This window comes from Roseateles sp., assembly GCF_031397715.1.
Classification (GTDB): Bacteria; Pseudomonadota; Gammaproteobacteria; order Burkholderiales; family Burkholderiaceae_C; genus Paucibacter_A.
This window is the reverse complement of record NZ_JANNMI010000002.1, coordinates 1-14,545: the sequence shown is the minus strand read 5'-3', so window position 1 is coordinate 14,545 and position 14,545 is coordinate 1. Positions and strand designations below refer to the sequence as shown.

The window sequence follows — 14,545 nt, the reverse complement described above, 5'->3', positions numbered from 1 at the left end:
CGCCGCGCATATTCAGCAGCGGGCCACCCGAGTTGCCTGGGTTGATGGCCACATCGGTCTGTATCAGCGGCAAAAAGTCGCCGGTGTCGCGCGCCTTGGCACTGACAATGCCGGCCGTCACGGTGTTGTCGAAACCAAATGGCGAGCCGATCGCCATCACCCATTCGCCCACCTTGAGCCGGCCCACATCACCAATCTTGACCGACGGCAGCCCGCCCGCTTCGATCTTCAGCACCGCGACGTCGGAGCGGCGATCCGCACCGACCACCTTGGCTTTGAACTCCCGTTTGTCGGTCAGCGTCACCCACACCTCATCGGCACCGTTCACCACATGGGCATTGGTCATCACATAGCCGTCGGCGCTGAGCACAAAGCCGGAACCGACCCCGCGCCGCTGCGGCGCCAGGTCGTCGTCGGAGTTGCCCTCATTGCCACGGTCACCGCGCGGTGGTGCGCGCCGCTGGCCGGGCATGGGTATACCAAATCGACGCAGGAACTCCTGCATCTGCTCATCGATCTCGGGACCGCCGTTCGCGCCGCTTGAAGCGCCGCGCGCGCGTTCAGTGGTGCGAATATTCACCACGGCCGGCCCGACTCTTTCAGCCAGCTCGGTAAAGTCCGGCAAGTCGCGGGCCTGCGCATGGCTCTGCCCCGGCAACAGGCTCAAACCAAGGGACAGCACGGCCGCCGAGAAAACCAGCCGTGGAAAGCGCATAAATGGAGGACGAAAAGCAAACTGGAATTGCATGGTCTGACTCTAAGTGCTAACTGTTGATTTGATGATGAATGCGCCGCCATGATGGCAGCGCAGACACAGCATAGCGAAAGTCATGTGCAACATAAAGTTAGTCAGGATTTAGTCGGGCTTTTTGCGCCCACCATAGAGCACCGCGCGCATGGCACCCCAACTGCTCGCTTGAGTGGCGCGCGTCAGGGGCAAATAGATCGGCAGGCGCGCGTTCGGCCGGCTGGCACGCAGCAAAACCCAATCGCCAAGGTCAAACACCAGCGCTAACTGCACCGGCGCCAGCGCATCCAAGGCCGCATGGGATACGCCCATCGACTTGGCGCCCTGCTCCGGCCATTGATGAAGATGCCAGCCCTGGCCATCCCAGCGCAGGCAGCGGTCCCTGGGGCGGCCTAGCCGCCAGGCCGCGACAGCAGCCAAGGGCACCAAGCCAAGCATTGGCCAGCCAGATGGGACATGAGCACTCAAGGCCAACGCCACCGCGAGCATCGCCAAAGCGCCGGCGCCGGCAATGGCTGCCTGCAGCCTGGGCAGCGGGACGATGTCGAGCCGAAAGGGAGCTGCTGAGCGCTTCAAGCCAAGTCATCCTCGCCATTGCTTTGCGGGCGATCGGATCCGGAAACGCCGCTGAAAAACTCGGGCTCCAGTCGGCCCGAGCGCCAACAAAGGCCTTAGATGCGCTTGAAGATCAAGGTGCCGTTGGTACCACCGAAACCGAAGTTGTTCTTGGCCGCGTAGTCGATCTTCATGGCCCGCGCCTCATTGGCGCAGTAGTCAAGATCGCAGAGCGGGTCTTGATTGAAGATATTGATGGTGGGCGGAGCGACTTGGTTCTGCACTGCCAAGACAGTAAAAACCGACTCAATGCCCCCGGCACCGCCGAGCAAATGCCCGGTCATTGACTTGGTCGAGCTGATCACCAGATTGCTGGCATCCGCACCAAAGGCCAGTTTGATGGCATTGGTTTCGTTCAAGTCACCCAGCGGCGTCGAGGTGCCGTGGGCGTTCATGTACTGAATCTGGTCGGTGTTGAGGCCGGCATTGCGCAACGCCGCGCGCATCGAGCGCTTGGGGCCGTCCACGCTGGGCGCGGTCATGTGATACGCGTCCGAGCCCATGCCGAAGCCAGCTAGCTCGGCGTAAATCTTGGCGCCACGCTTTTTGGCATGCTCGTATTCTTCAAGCACCAGCACGCCGGCTCCCTCGCCCAGTACAAAGCCGTCGCGGTCCTTGTCCCAAGGGCGGGAAGCGGTGGTCGGGTCGTCGTTGCGCGTCGACAAGGCACGCGCTGAGGCAAAGCCCCCAAGACCCAACGGAGATATGGTGGCTTCGGAGCCGCCGGCAACCATCACGTCGACATCACCGTATTCGATCATCCGGCCTGCTTCGCCAATGGCGTGCAAACCGGTTGTGCAGGCGGTCACGATCGCCAGGTTCGGGCCGGTAAAGCCGTATTTGATCGAGACATGGCCGGAGATCATGTTGATGATCGAGGCCGGCACAAAAAACGGTGATACCCGCCGCGGGCCGCGCGCCATCAGCTCGCCGTGAGTGGCCTCGATCATCGGCAAACCGCCGATGCCCGAACCCACCAGCACGCCGATGCGCTCGGCCTGTTCTTCGGTCAACTGATCCCCGGTCGGCAAGCCGGCATCCTGCACCGCCTGAATGGACGCCGCCAATCCATAGTGGATGAAGGTGTCCATCGAGCGTGCATCTTTGGCCGGGATGTAAGCCGTGACGTCAAAGCCTTTGACTTCGCCCGCAATATGGCAGGAAAAGCCCGAGGCATCGAAGCGCGTGATGCGGTCAATACCGGACTTGCCGGCCAAGATATTGGTCCAGGCCTCAGCCACCGTGTTACCCACGGGGCTGATCAGACCAAGTCCGGTAATGACAACGCGACGACGGCTCATGCGATTAGGGATTCAGTTAGTTTTGCCAAACAAGCTTTGCGCTTGCTCAGGCCTTTTGGTGCTTGACGGCGTAGTCGATCGCCAGCTGAACGCTGGTGATCTTCTCGGCTTCTTCATCGGGGATTTCGATGCCGAACTCGTCTTCGAGTGCCATCACCAATTCCACCGTGTCGAGGGAATCTGCGCCCAGATCAGCCACGAAAGCCTTCTCATTGGTCACATCGGCTTCAGGCACGCCGAGTTGCTCGGCGATGATTTTCTTGACACGTGCTTCGATATCGCTCATGACTCCTCCAGGAGGGGGTTTATTGGAAACAGCCCGGGATTCTAAGGCCTCTAGTGTGACTCGCCTAAATTAGGCTTTACTTCACGCTGGAGTACCCTCACCGGCCGGGCAAATCCGGTGGGCGAAAGCGGGATGCCTTCACCACAATTCAAGCCACAGTTCAAATCAATTCATGTACATGCCACCGTTGACGTGCAGCTCGGTACCCGTAATGTAGGCTGCCTTGCGCGACGCCAAGAAGGCGACCGCCTCGGCAATTTCCCGGGGGTCACCCAGACGCCCGACTGGAATCTGCGCCAACAAGGCCGCTTTTTGCGCCTCGGGCAGGCCTTCGGTCATGTCGGTGGCAATGAAACCTGGCGCCACGCAGTTGACGGTGATGCCGCGGCTGCCGAGCTCTCGCGCGAGCGCACGCGTCATGCCGGCCACACCGGCCTTGGCGGCGGCGTAGTTGGCCTGGCCCGCATTGCCCGACGCGCCCACCACCGAGGTGATGTTGATGATGCGGCCATAACGCTGTTTCATCATGGTGCGCATGACCGCGCGACTCATCCGGAAGACCGCCTTCAGGTTGGTGTCCAGCACCGCGTCCCAGTCATCGTCCTTCATCCGCATGGACAAGGTGTCCCGCGTAATTCCGGCGTTATTGACCAGCACCTGCAAGCCGCCATGCGTCTTGACGATGCCGTCAATCGCCGCCTCGACGGCTAGCGCGTCATTGACGTCCAGCATCAAGCCATGGCCACCTAGGGGCGCCAATGCCGTACCGATGGCGGCGGCGCCGGCCTCGCTGGTGGCCGTGCCTATCACCACAAAACCTTGTTCGGCCAAGGTCAAGGCAATCGAGCGACCGATGCCGCGGCTGGCGCCGGTGACCAGGGCAATTTGGGGTTTTTCTGCGCGTGCGTCTGTCATGTTCTTATCTTTCAGCCCAGCAAGGCGCGAGCTTCGGCCAAGGAGGCCGCGTCCAGCACGGCGGCGCTGATGATGTCGCTGTCGATACGCTTGGCCATGCCGGTCAAGACCTTGCCGGGGCCGCATTCGATGATGTGGCTCAGGCCCTGAGCCTTCAGCGCCTGCATCACCTCGACCCAGCGCACCGGCCCGAAAGCCTGCCGGTACAGCGCATCACGCAGGCCCTCGGCATCGGCAACCACGGCGACGTCGACGTTATTGATCACGGGAAACAGCAGCGGCGCGAAGCTGATCGTGGCCAGCTTGAGCTTCAGGGCCTCGGCGGCCGGACGCATCAGGCTGGAGTGGAATGGCGCCGACACGGCCAAGAGCAAGGCGCGCTTGGCACCGGCCGCTTTCAGCAGCTCGCAGGCCTTGTCGACGCCGGCCTTGGTGCCGGCAATCACGGTCTGCTTGGGGTCATTGAAGTTGGCCGCTGCTACCGCCTCGCCGGTCACCAAGGCCGCTTGCGCGCAACCATCGCGCACCGCCTGAGCCTCCAGGCCCAGAATCGCGGCCATCGCCCCGACCCCGACCGGCACCGCCTCTTGCATCGCCTGCGCGCGAAACCGCACCAGCGGCAAGGCATCGCTCAGGCTCAAAGCACCGGCCGCCACCAGGGCGCTGTACTCCCCCAACGAATGACCGGCGGCAATGGCCGGCTGCAGGCCGGTTTCGGCGATCCAGGCGCGGTAGCAGGCGATCGCGGCGGTCAGCATCACCGGCTGGGTGTTGGTGGTCAGGTCGAGCTGGTCCTTGGGGCCGGTATGGATCAGCGCGCCAATATCCTGACTCAGTGCCGCCGAGGCCTCGGCCAGGGTACGGGTGACCTCGGGGTGATCGCCCCAGGCATCCAGCATGCCGACGGCTTGCGAGCCTTGGCCGGGAAAAACAAATGCGAACTTTGCGGTCATAGTCTTGTGCAGTTGAGGGCAGATCAAATGTCTAGAAATCCAGCAGCACAGCGCCCCAGGTGAAGCCGCCGCCCACACCTTCAAGCATGACCGTATCGCCGGCCTTGATCTTGCCCGCGCGCACCGCCACATCCAGCGCCAACGGGATCGACGCCGCCGATGTATTGCCATGCTGGTCAACGGTCACGATCAGCTTGTCCAGCGGCAGCTTCAGCTTCTTGGTCGTGCTGTGCATGATGCGGATATTGGCCTGGTGAGGGATCAACCAATCGATATCGGCCTCCACCCGGCCGGCTTTTTCAAGCACGCCGCGTGCGGCCTTCTCCAGCACCCCGTCCGCCAACTTGAACACCGCCTGGCCGTCCATCTTCAGCAAGGGATCACCAACAACTTGACCGCCAGCGACCGTGCCCGGCACGCACAGGATGCCGGCATGGCGGCCATCGGCGTGCAATTCGCAAGCCAAGATGCCCGGCACATCACTGGCCCCCAGCACCACGGCGCCGGCGCCGTCGCCGAACAGCACGCAGGTGGTGCGGTCCTTGAAATCAAGAATGCGCGAGAACACTTCAGCGCCGACGACCAAGGCCTTGGACGCCGCGCCGGTACGAATCATCGAATCGGCGACCGTCAGCGCGTAGACAAACCCCGAGCAAACGGCTTGCACATCAAACGCGGCCGCTCCCGCCACGCCCAGCTTGGCTTGCAGCAGGCAGGCGGTGGACGGGAAGACCATATCGGGCGTCGAGGTCGCGACGATGATCAGATCAATCTCGCTGGCCGCCACGCCTGCCGCGGCCAGCGCCGCTTGCACGGCCGGCAAGGCCAACTCGCTGGCCGTCACACCGGCGTCGGCAAAGTGGCGCGCCCGGATGCCGGTGCGCTCCACAATCCATTCATCCGAGGTCACAATGCCGTCCCTGGCCAGCTGCGCGACCAGATCGGCATTGCTCAGGCGATTCGGCGGCAGATAGCTGCCGGTGCCAAGAATACGGGCGTAGCGGGGGGCCAAGGCGGTCTGGGAACTTGATGTCATGCAGCTTGAACGACCGGAGTCGCCTTATCCACTGAAACTTCTGCAACAGCCGCCTCGGCGGCCGCGCCCTCGGCATTGGCGGGCTGGGCTTGCAAGGCGGCGATGATGCGGTTGTGTACCCGGTCGAGCAACCGGTTGCGGGCGGCATCATACGCCCGGTTCAGCGCCGTCTCGAAGGCCAGCTGATCGGCCGCCCCATGGCTCTTGAAGACCAACCCGCGCAGGCCCAGCAGGGCCGCACCGTTGAAGCGCCGGTGGTCAACCCGCGCCTTGAAGCGTTTCAGCACCGGCATGGCCAGCACAGCAGCGGCCTTCGTCAACCAATTGCGCCCGAATTCCTCGCGAATGATGGTGATGATCATCGTCGCCAGGCCTTCGGCGGTCTTCAGCGCGACATTGCCGACGAAACCGTCACAGACCACCAGGTCCACCTCGCCGGTAAAAATGTCCTTGCCTTCGACATTGCCGATGAAGTTCAGTTGGCCCGCCGCCCCCGCCTGGCGCAGCAACTCGCCGGCACGCTTGATGGTTTCGCTGCCCTTGATGACTTCTTCGCCAATATTCAGCAGGCCGACCTTGGGCTCGTCCTTGCCGTCCACCGCCGACACCAGCGCACTGCCCATCAAGGCAAATTGCAGCAGGTGCTCGGCCGTGCAGTCGACGTTGGCACCCAGGTCCAACATGGTGGTGTAGCCGCCGGTTTGGGTCGGCATCACCGAGGCAATCGCCGGCCGGTCAATGCCGTCAAGCGTCTTCAGCAGATAGCGCGACACCGCCATCAGTGCGCCGGTGTTGCCGGCCGACACGCAGGCATCGGCCCGCGGCGCGGCGCCGTCCACAGACTTCAGCTGATGGATGGCCACGCGCATCGACGAGTCCTTCTTGCGCCGCAGGGCCACCTCCACCGTGTCGTCCATTTGCACCACTTCGGTGGCGGCGACGATGGTGCAACGCGGCCACGCGGCGGCCTCCTGCAAGGCAGCAGGCAAACCGACCAAGAGTAATTCGGCGTTCGGATGGCGGGCCAAAAAAGCCTTGGCCGCCGGCAGGGTCACCGAGGGGCCATGATCGCCACCCATGCAGTCAATCGCCAAGCGCACCACATCAAGCGGCGCTACCGTCGCACCAACGGACTTGGTTGAAAGACTTGAATCGAGTGTTGACATCAAAGCAGGCCAAAGAATGACTTTGGCAATAAGGGCGACTCAAGCGGCATTGAAGCCTGCCACGATCAGACCAGAAAATTCAGCCACTACAACACAAAAACCCGGCACTGCAACAAGGCACAGGCCGGGAATTCGTGAGCCATAAGCAGATCAAACCAGCACACAGCCCGAAGAGCTGCGCGCAAGCAAGAATCTATCAGGAGGCGTCAGCCTTGGTCTTCAGGACCTTGCGGCCACGGTAGAAACCGGTCGGGCTGATGTGATGACGCAGATGCACTTCACCGGTCGTCGGCTCGATGCCGGTACCTGGGCTGACCAGGGCGGTGTGCGAGTTATGCATGCCGCGCTTGGATGGGGATTTTTTGTTTTGCTGAACTGCCATGAAATTCTCCTAAGGCTCCGGTAATTCAGAGCGCAACCAATGACTGGATGGATCCAGCTATCGCTGATCTTGCGGCCCTGACACCCCGGGAGCCGCGCGTTGTTTTGCTAAGTTCTTGCTATGTATTGCTACGTACTCAAGCGTCACGAGCTTCTGCGCACCATGCGCCAGCTGCCTGCAAAATTGACCGTGATAGCCAGCATGATGCCGGCTTGATAGACGACCTGCCAATCTACCTTAGGCCAACCTCTGGGGCGCGCTGCTTTGATTCTCGAACCGGGGAAAGCCCGTGATTGTAGCATGTCAATTGACTACGGCAAAGCATGCCCGCTCAGCAGCTACTGAGCTGGCCCCTGTTTCTTCAGGGCCGCAAGGGCAGCAAACGGATGTGGCGACCCGGACTCCAGCTCGCCCTCGGCCAAACCCGGATCAAGCGGCGGCGCCAGCGGTTCGGGGCACAGTTCATGCCGGGGCACCAGGGGCAGCGACAACAACAACTCGTCTTCGATCAACTCCAACAGATTGAAGCTGCGCGAAATCACCAGCAAGTCCTCATCGCTTGCAACGTCATCGCCCGAAGCGGCCGCCTCGTCTTGAACAAAGCGAAACCAGCGCGTGAACTCCACATGCTCCTGCACTGGGCGCAAGCAGCGCTGGCAAGTCAGTTGCGTAATCGCCGACGCCTCCAAATACAACCAAGTCTGCGCCTGCGCGCCACGGGGCTGGCGCCGCTCTCCGGTGGCCGACCATTTGACCGCCGGCCAAGCGCTTGTCGGCGCTTCCGGCGCGGCCATGTCGGACAGGCGCGACAAGCTCACCGCGGGCATTTCGCCGCTCATTTGACCTGCATCGCGGGCAAAGGCCGCGACATCCAATTTATCCGGGACAAACATAGACTCGTTCATGCCGCAAGTGTAGGGGCGCCGGCCATGCTCCAAAGGCCTGCTGCGGCCGGTCAATGCGAAAATCGGCCAATGAATGACACCCACACCTCCCGAACCCTGATCCTCGGCTCCAGTTCGCGCTACCGCCGCGAACTACTGGAGCGCCTGCGCCTGCCGTTTGAGGTCTGCGCGCCCGAACTGGACGAGTCTGCATTGCCCGGCGAAGCGCCGGCGCACATGGCAGCACGACTGGCCTTGGCCAAGGCGCAGGCAATAGCCCAGCGCTTTCCGCAAGCCATCGTGATTGGCTCCGACCAGGTTGCCGACCTGCTGGGCCAGGCCCTGGGCAAGCCCGGCACGCATGAACGCGCGGTCGCGCAACTCAGCGCGATGAGCGGCCAATCGGTGGTGTTCCACACCGCGGTGGCCGTGGTCTGTGCGGAATCCGGCTTCAGCGCCGTCGACATCGCCCCGGTGCGGGTCCAGTTCAGAAGCTTGAGCGCGATCGAAATCGACAACTATTTGCATGCGGAGCAGCCCTATGACTGCGCCGGCAGCGCCAAGTCCGAAGGCCTCGGCATCTCTTTGCTGGCCTCGATTGAGTCGGACGACCCAACTGCCCTGATCGGCCTGCCGCTGATACGCACCAGCCATTTGCTGCGCCAAGCCGGGCTTGACCCCTTGCTCGCACTCATCAAGAACGGAGCCTCCGCATGAAGAAAGGCCGCCTCTACCTGATTCCGAACACGCTGGACTTTGGCGTCGAAGGTGCCGCCGTGGACCTGCAGCAAGTGCTGCCCCTGCACATCATTCAAACCGCCGCCCGGCTCGAATATTGGGCCGCCGAAAACGCCAAGACGACGCGCTCGTTTCTGAAGCGCGTGGACGCGCTGGTGCCACTGGCCCAGCCGCTGCAAAGCCTCCACATCACCGAGCTGCCGCGCGCCCCCAAAGGCCGCACGGCCGACGCCGCGAGCCAGAACCAAGCCTGGAACGCCCTGCTTGCCCCAGCTCTGGCCGGCCATGACATAGGCCTAAATTCTGAAGCGGGCCTGCCGGCCGTCGCCGACCCCGGCGCCCTGCTGGTGGCGGCTGCACATGAGGCCGAGATTGAGGTGATTCCGTTGAGCGGGCCCAGTGCGTTGCTGATGGCGCTGTCGGCCAGCGGCCTGAACGGGCAGAGCTTTGCCTTCGTCGGCTATTTGCCGGTCGAGGCGCCCGTGCGTGCCGCACGCATCCGCGAACTGGAGGCCCTCTCGGCCCGCCAGCAGCAGACGCAATTGATGATTGAGACGCCCTACCGCAACTCGGCCTTGCTGCAGGCCCTGCTGAGCACACTTAAATCCCATACCCGGCTGTCGATCAGCTGCGGCCTCAGCCTAGAGCAAGGCTGGACGCGCAGCGCGACCGTGGAGCAATGGCGCAGCTCGGGCGAGTCACTGCCGGACAAGATCCCGGCGGTGTTTGCGCTGCTGGGTTAAACCGATCGAGTCCGGGGCCTCAGCCCCGGAGCTCAGGACTCCAGCGTGGCGGCCGGCGCCTTGGCACCGAACAAAGCGGCAACCTTGCGCTTGGGCCGGATATTGGCCGACAAACCACGCGGCGCCGTTGAAGCAGCGCCGGCGCCCTTGTCCCAGGCCGGCAACTCGGCACTGGCGCTGGCTTCATAGGGCTTGTCAAAAAAGGCATCGCGCGGCTGCGCCGGCGCACGGTAGACGGGCCGCGGCGCAGCCGCAGGCGCAGCAGCGGCTGCCTCAGCAGGGCGAGGAGCATCCCACTCGCGCGGCGCACGCTGGGGCCGCTCCGAGCGCTCGGGACGGGCGCCCGGCCGGGTGTCTTCCAAATCGATCGGCGACAGCTCGATCGTGCGCTTGAGCAATTTCTCAAGGTCGGCCATCAAGCGCGCGTCCGAGCGCGTCACCAAGGTCACCGCCACGCCCGAAGCGCCGGCACGGCCGGTGCGGCCAATGCGGTGGATGTAGTCCTCGGCATTGAAGGGGACGTCGAAGTTGAACACCGCCGGCAAGTCGGCGATGTCGAGTCCGCGCGCCGCCACATCGGTGGCCACCAAGATATCGACCTCGCCGGCCTTGAAGGCCTCCAGCGCCTTCAAGCGCTCGTCTTGCGATTTATCGCCATGCAGGGCCGAGGTGCGCAGCCCGTCGCGCTCAAAAGATCGCGCCAGGCGAGCCGCCCCCAGCTTGGAATTGACAAACACAATCGCCTGCTTGATGCCGCGCTGACGCAAGGTCTGGGTGACAGCCAAGCGCTTTTCGTCGTCGGTGACGCTGTAGAACACCTGCTCGACATTGGTGGCCGTCGCGTTCGGGCGCGCCACCTCCACCAGCAAGGGGTCTTGCAGATAGCTCTGCGCCAGCCGCTTGATCTCGGGCGAGAAGGTGGCCGAGAACAGCAAGGTCTGGCGGGCCTTGGGCAAAAAGCTCAGGATGCGCTGCAAGTCGGGCAGGAAGCCGATGTCCAGCATGCGGTCGGCCTCATCCAGCACCACATACTCGACCTGATTCAGCACGCAATTCTTGGCCTCGATGTGATCGAGCACGCGGCCGGGCGTGGCGATCAGCACCTCGACGCCGCCCTTCAAAACGGCTGTCTGCGGCTTCATGTCGATGCCGCCAAACACCACGGTCACCCGCAGATTGGTGTGCTTGGCATAGGCCTTGATATTGTTGGCCACTTGGTCGGCCAACTCGCGTGTAGGTGCCAGCACCAAGGCCCGCACCGGATGCCGCGCCGGTGAGGCGCTGGCATTCTCATGCTTGAGCATGCGTTGCAACAGCGGGATGGAAAACGCGGCTGTTTTTCCGGTGCCGGTCTGCGCCGCACCCATCACATCGCGCCCGTCCAAAACGATCGGGATCGCCTTGGCTTGAATCGGCGTCATCAGGGTGTAACCTGAGTCGTCAACGGCGCGCAAAAGCTTGGCGTCGAGGGGCAGCGTATCAAAACGCGCCGGGGTTGGTTCAGAAGCAGCTTGCGTGATTTGGGTGTCGGTCATCTCTTGATTATCCGCTATGCCGCGGGTTCACTCGGGTTTGTCCGCGGCTTTGGCGGCAACCGACGTGGCTTGCGCCCCCATCACATCACCCCGAAACACCATCCACCGGGGCGTTTTGAACCGAACAATGCGCCAGTACAGCGCCACATACGTCACGCCAAACAGCAGCATGCAGACCAGCAGCATCGGCGTCGAATCCCAAAAAAGCAGCGCCGGCGCCAGCGAAGAAACACACAGCATCCACAGATAGGGCGCCGTCATCGAATTGCGGCGCGTCATCGCACGCGCGTCCCGCGCACCGACCGCCCAGCGCATCAAGCGGCGGTAAATCAGCGAATGCAAGTGGATGCCGTCCGGCTGCCCCGACGGTGCGGCGCGGATAAAGCGGCGCCGGTAGACCGAGAACAGCGTTTCAAACACCGGGTAAATGCACACCATCAGCGGGAACAGCGGCGAAACCTGGGGGTGGCGGGCAATCAACAAGATGCCGATCTCGGCCATGAAAAAGCCCAGAAAGTAAGCGCCGCCGTCACCCAGAAAGATCAAACCGGCCGGAAAGTTCCAGACGAAAAACCCCAGGATCGCGCCGACACCTGCCAACGCCCAAAGCGCCAGCTCAACGTCACCAACTTGGAAGGCGACAAAGCCAAAGGTCATCAACATCAAGCTGACGCACATCGACGACAGCCCATTGAAGCCGTCAATGATGTTGACCGAATTCGCCACACCGGCCACGGTGAACACCGTCGCCACCAGAGATCCAAGCGTCGTCGCCACAATCCAGTCAAGGCCGGGGATGTCGGTGCGGGTGATTTGCGCCTCCAGCAGCCAAAACGCCAAGGCACCCGAAACGGCGGTGGCCAGCAAGCGCTTGGCCGGCGACACCGCCTTGGTCAAGTCCTCAATCAAGCCGGCGGCAAACGCTGGGAATCCGCATAAAAGCAACAGAAATCCGAGCCTAGCATCCGCCCCGCCCTTGAACCAGACCAATGAAGCCAGGGCCAACAGAGCCAAATACATGCCGAGCCCGCCGACTCGCGGCACCGGCGTTGAATGAAACTTTTGTGGGCCGGACAAGTCGGTATCTGCCGACAAATGCCCATGTGTACGCGCCGAATGGATCACGAAAAGTGTGATGGCGGTCGCGATAAAAAACGGAACGATGAGATGAAGCATGCCGACAAGTGTAGCCAGTGATCCGCGGGCTTTCCCCGAGTCGGCGGCGAACGCCGGCTAGAATCCGGCTCGCCGTCGAGTACCTTCAGCAGGTAGGCACTTGTAGAACAACACCAAGCGAGAATCAATGAAGGTCAGCGATATTTGGCAATCAGCAGTCGGCAAGCAGGGCTCACGCGGGCGGGCCCATGCCGGCACCTCGGGTGGAAACGGCTTGTTCAGGCTGACCGGCGCTGCGGCACTATTCGCCTTGGCACCGTTGCTGATCAGCAGCGCAGCGGCTCAGGCAGCCACCGGCCCGGTATCCGAAGATGCAAGCCAAATGGGTGGCCCGGTGCGGCTGCGGGAAGCAGCCCGGGCAAACGCCGACTCTCAAACGGAATTGACCGAAGCCAGCCTGCAGCGCGCCAGAGTCGAAGTCAAGCCGACGCCTTTGGCGCCGAGCGAATTCGAGCGCTACGTAGGTGGAGAAATCCGCCGCTTCGGCTCCGAGTTGATGAGCCCCGCCGGCCGTGAGAGCTTGGTGCAAGAAAGTGCCAGTCAAATTCCGCAGGACTACATCATCAGCGTCGGCGACGAAATTCTGGTCACGCTCTGGGGCTCGGTCGAAGCAGACCTGCGCTTGACCGTTGACCGCAGCGGCCGCATCACCCTGCCCCGCGTCGGCCCGGTGCGAGTGGCCGGGGTGCGCTATATCGACCTGGCTCCCGCCATCGATCAGCGCGTCGGGCAAGTCTTCCGCAACTACCAGCTCTCGGCCTCGCTGGGCCGGCTGCGCAGCATCCGCATTTACGTCACCGGCTTCACCCAGCGCCCCGGCGCCTACCATGTCAGCGGCCTGACCACCCTGGTCAACGGCCTGATGCAAGCCGGCGGCCCCTCGGCAGCCGGCAGCTTCCGCCAGATTGAGCTGCGCCGCGCCGGCAAAACCATCAGCAGCTTCGACTTTTATGATTTATTGATCAACGGCAACAAGACTGCGGATCAAACGTTGCAGGCCGATGACGTTGTCCATATCGGGCCAGTGGGCCCACAGGTCGCCCTGCTCGGCAGCGTCAACAAGCCAGCCATTTTTGAGCTCAAGGCGCAGGACACCTTGGCCGACGTGCTCGCGATGGCCGGTGGCTTCAGTGCCGTGGCTGATCGCAGCCGCGTCACGCTTGAGCGGCTCGACGCGCGCAATGAAGCGCGCATTGTTGAAATCGCCTTGCCGACGCAGATCAAAGACAAGCCGCGCGACGGCGATGTGCTGCGCGCCTTCAGCAGCGTTGACGCCGCCCTGCCCCAGCACCGCCAGAGCAAGCGCGTCAAGGTGGAAGGCGAAGTGCAGCGGCCGGGCGAATTCATCTTGCCCGCCAGCAGCACCTTGGCCGATGCAATCAAGGCGGCCGGTGGCTTGACGCCGGGCGCCTACCTTTACGGCGCCGATTTCAGCCGCGAGAGCGTGCGCGTCACGCAGACCGAGAACTACGAGCGGGCATTACGCAATCTGGAGACCGAGCTGATGCGCAACAGCGCCAGCCAAAAAGCCGCCACCGGCGTCGATGGTGCCGCCCAAGCCGCCAAAGCACAGGGCAGCGAAAAGCTCTTGACAACACTGCGTGCCGTCAAACCCACCGGCCGCATCGTTTTGCAACTGCCCCCGAGCGCAAACAGCCTGCCTGACTTGCTCGTCGAAAACGGGGACCGGATTCAAATTCCCCCCCGCCCGACCAGCATCGGTGTCTTCGGCAGCGTGTTCAATGGCGGCAGCTATCTTTATGCGGAAGGCAACTCGGTCGGCGACTTCATGAAGCTGGCCGGCGGCCCGACCAAGGGTGCCGACAACGGCAGCACCTTTGTGGTGCGCGCCAATGGCAGCGTCGTCAGTGCGCGCCAAGGCGGCGGCGGCTGGTTCACGTCCGGCAGTGTGGAAGGCCTAAACGCCGAGCCCGGTGACACCGTCTTTGTGCCGGAAGAAATGGACAAGACCACGTTTATGCAAGAGGCCAAGGACTGGACGCAAATTCTTGCGCAGTTCGCTTTGGGTGCTGCGGCGCTGAAGACGCTCAGGGATTGATGAGCTGA

The 14,545-nt window shown here is 62.9% G+C and carries 15 protein-coding genes; 3 read left to right on the top strand and 12 right to left on the bottom strand.

The window, feature by feature from the left end:
* From RMO57_RS00095 to RMO57_RS00050, 10 genes are all read right to left on the bottom strand, one after another.
* Positions 1 to 748 (bottom strand): trypsin-like peptidase domain-containing protein (locus tag RMO57_RS00095; protein ID WP_310383130.1); only part of this gene is annotated, 748 nt, incomplete at its 3' end.
* Positions 749 to 856: 108 nt separating this feature from the next.
* A complete protein-coding gene (locus tag RMO57_RS00090) occupies positions 857 to 1,324 on the bottom strand; it encodes a hypothetical protein (RefSeq protein ID WP_310383129.1) in 468 nt (155 codons plus the stop codon).
* A gap of 95 nt (positions 1,325 to 1,419) precedes the next feature.
* Positions 1,420 to 2,664, bottom strand: coding sequence for a beta-ketoacyl-ACP synthase II (gene fabF, locus RMO57_RS00085; protein WP_310383126.1), 1,245 nt, complete (start codon positions 2,662 to 2,664; stop codon positions 1,420 to 1,422).
* A gap of 46 nt (positions 2,665 to 2,710) precedes the next feature.
* A complete protein-coding gene (gene acpP, locus RMO57_RS00080) occupies positions 2,711 to 2,950 on the bottom strand; it encodes an acyl carrier protein (RefSeq protein ID WP_263537748.1) in 240 nt (79 codons plus the stop codon).
* A gap of 165 nt (positions 2,951 to 3,115) precedes the next feature.
* Entirely contained in the window at positions 3,116 to 3,865 is a 750-nt protein-coding gene (fabG, locus tag RMO57_RS00075) for a 3-oxoacyl-ACP reductase FabG (protein ID WP_310383123.1), read from the bottom strand.
* An 11-nt stretch (positions 3,866 to 3,876) separates the two neighbouring features.
* On the bottom strand, positions 3,877 to 4,818 hold the full coding sequence (fabD, locus tag RMO57_RS00070; protein ID WP_310383121.1) for an ACP S-malonyltransferase: 942 nt from the start codon (positions 4,816 to 4,818) through the stop codon (positions 3,877 to 3,879).
* A 31-nt stretch (positions 4,819 to 4,849) separates the two neighbouring features.
* Positions 4,850 to 5,854, bottom strand: coding sequence for a beta-ketoacyl-ACP synthase III (locus RMO57_RS00065; RefSeq protein WP_310383118.1), 1,005 nt, complete (start codon positions 5,852 to 5,854; stop codon positions 4,850 to 4,852).
* A complete protein-coding gene (gene plsX / locus RMO57_RS00060) occupies positions 5,851 to 6,957 on the bottom strand; it encodes a phosphate acyltransferase PlsX (protein WP_310383132.1) in 1,107 nt (368 codons plus the stop codon). The genes RMO57_RS00065 and plsX overlap by 4 nt, the downstream gene beginning before the upstream one ends.
* 259 nt (positions 6,958 to 7,216) lie before the next feature.
* Entirely contained in the window at positions 7,217 to 7,402 is a 186-nt protein-coding gene (gene rpmF / locus RMO57_RS00055) for a 50S ribosomal protein L32 (RefSeq protein ID WP_310383117.1), read from the bottom strand.
* A 338-nt stretch (positions 7,403 to 7,740) separates the two neighbouring features.
* The gene (locus RMO57_RS00050) at positions 7,741 to 8,307 is read right to left on the bottom strand and encodes a YceD family protein (protein WP_310383115.1); all 567 of its coding nucleotides are present in this window, start codon (positions 8,305 to 8,307) and stop codon (positions 7,741 to 7,743) included.
* A gap of 69 nt (positions 8,308 to 8,376) precedes the next feature.
* Here RMO57_RS00050 and RMO57_RS00045 point away from each other — a divergent pair, with 69 nt between their 5' ends.
* Entirely contained in the window at positions 8,377 to 9,003 is a 627-nt protein-coding gene (locus RMO57_RS00045; protein WP_310383113.1) for a Maf family nucleotide pyrophosphatase, read from the top strand.
* The gene (locus RMO57_RS00040) at positions 9,000 to 9,767 is read left to right on the top strand and encodes an SAM-dependent methyltransferase (protein ID WP_310383112.1); all 768 of its coding nucleotides are present in this window, start codon (positions 9,000 to 9,002) and stop codon (positions 9,765 to 9,767) included. The genes RMO57_RS00045 and RMO57_RS00040 overlap by 4 nt, the downstream gene beginning before the upstream one ends.
* 32 nt (positions 9,768 to 9,799) lie before the next feature.
* Here the strand turns inward: RMO57_RS00040 and RMO57_RS00035 are convergent, their stop codons facing one another.
* Together RMO57_RS00035 and RMO57_RS00030 are read right to left on the bottom strand one after the other, a co-directional pair.
* Positions 9,800 to 11,302 (bottom strand): DEAD/DEAH box helicase, encoded by a 1,503-nt coding sequence (locus tag RMO57_RS00035; protein WP_310383110.1) that lies wholly within the window; start codon positions 11,300 to 11,302, stop codon positions 9,800 to 9,802.
* Between the two features lie 27 nt (positions 11,303 to 11,329).
* The gene (locus tag RMO57_RS00030; protein WP_310383108.1) at positions 11,330 to 12,478 is read right to left on the bottom strand and encodes a glycosyltransferase; all 1,149 of its coding nucleotides are present in this window, start codon (positions 12,476 to 12,478) and stop codon (positions 11,330 to 11,332) included.
* Positions 12,479 to 12,605: 127 nt separating this feature from the next.
* Between RMO57_RS00030 and RMO57_RS00025 the strand changes: the two genes are divergently transcribed.
* Complete coding sequence (locus RMO57_RS00025) at positions 12,606 to 14,537, top strand: SLBB domain-containing protein (RefSeq protein ID WP_310383107.1); 1,932 nt, start codon at positions 12,606 to 12,608, stop codon at positions 14,535 to 14,537.
* Positions 14,538 to 14,545 lie beyond the last annotated feature (8 nt).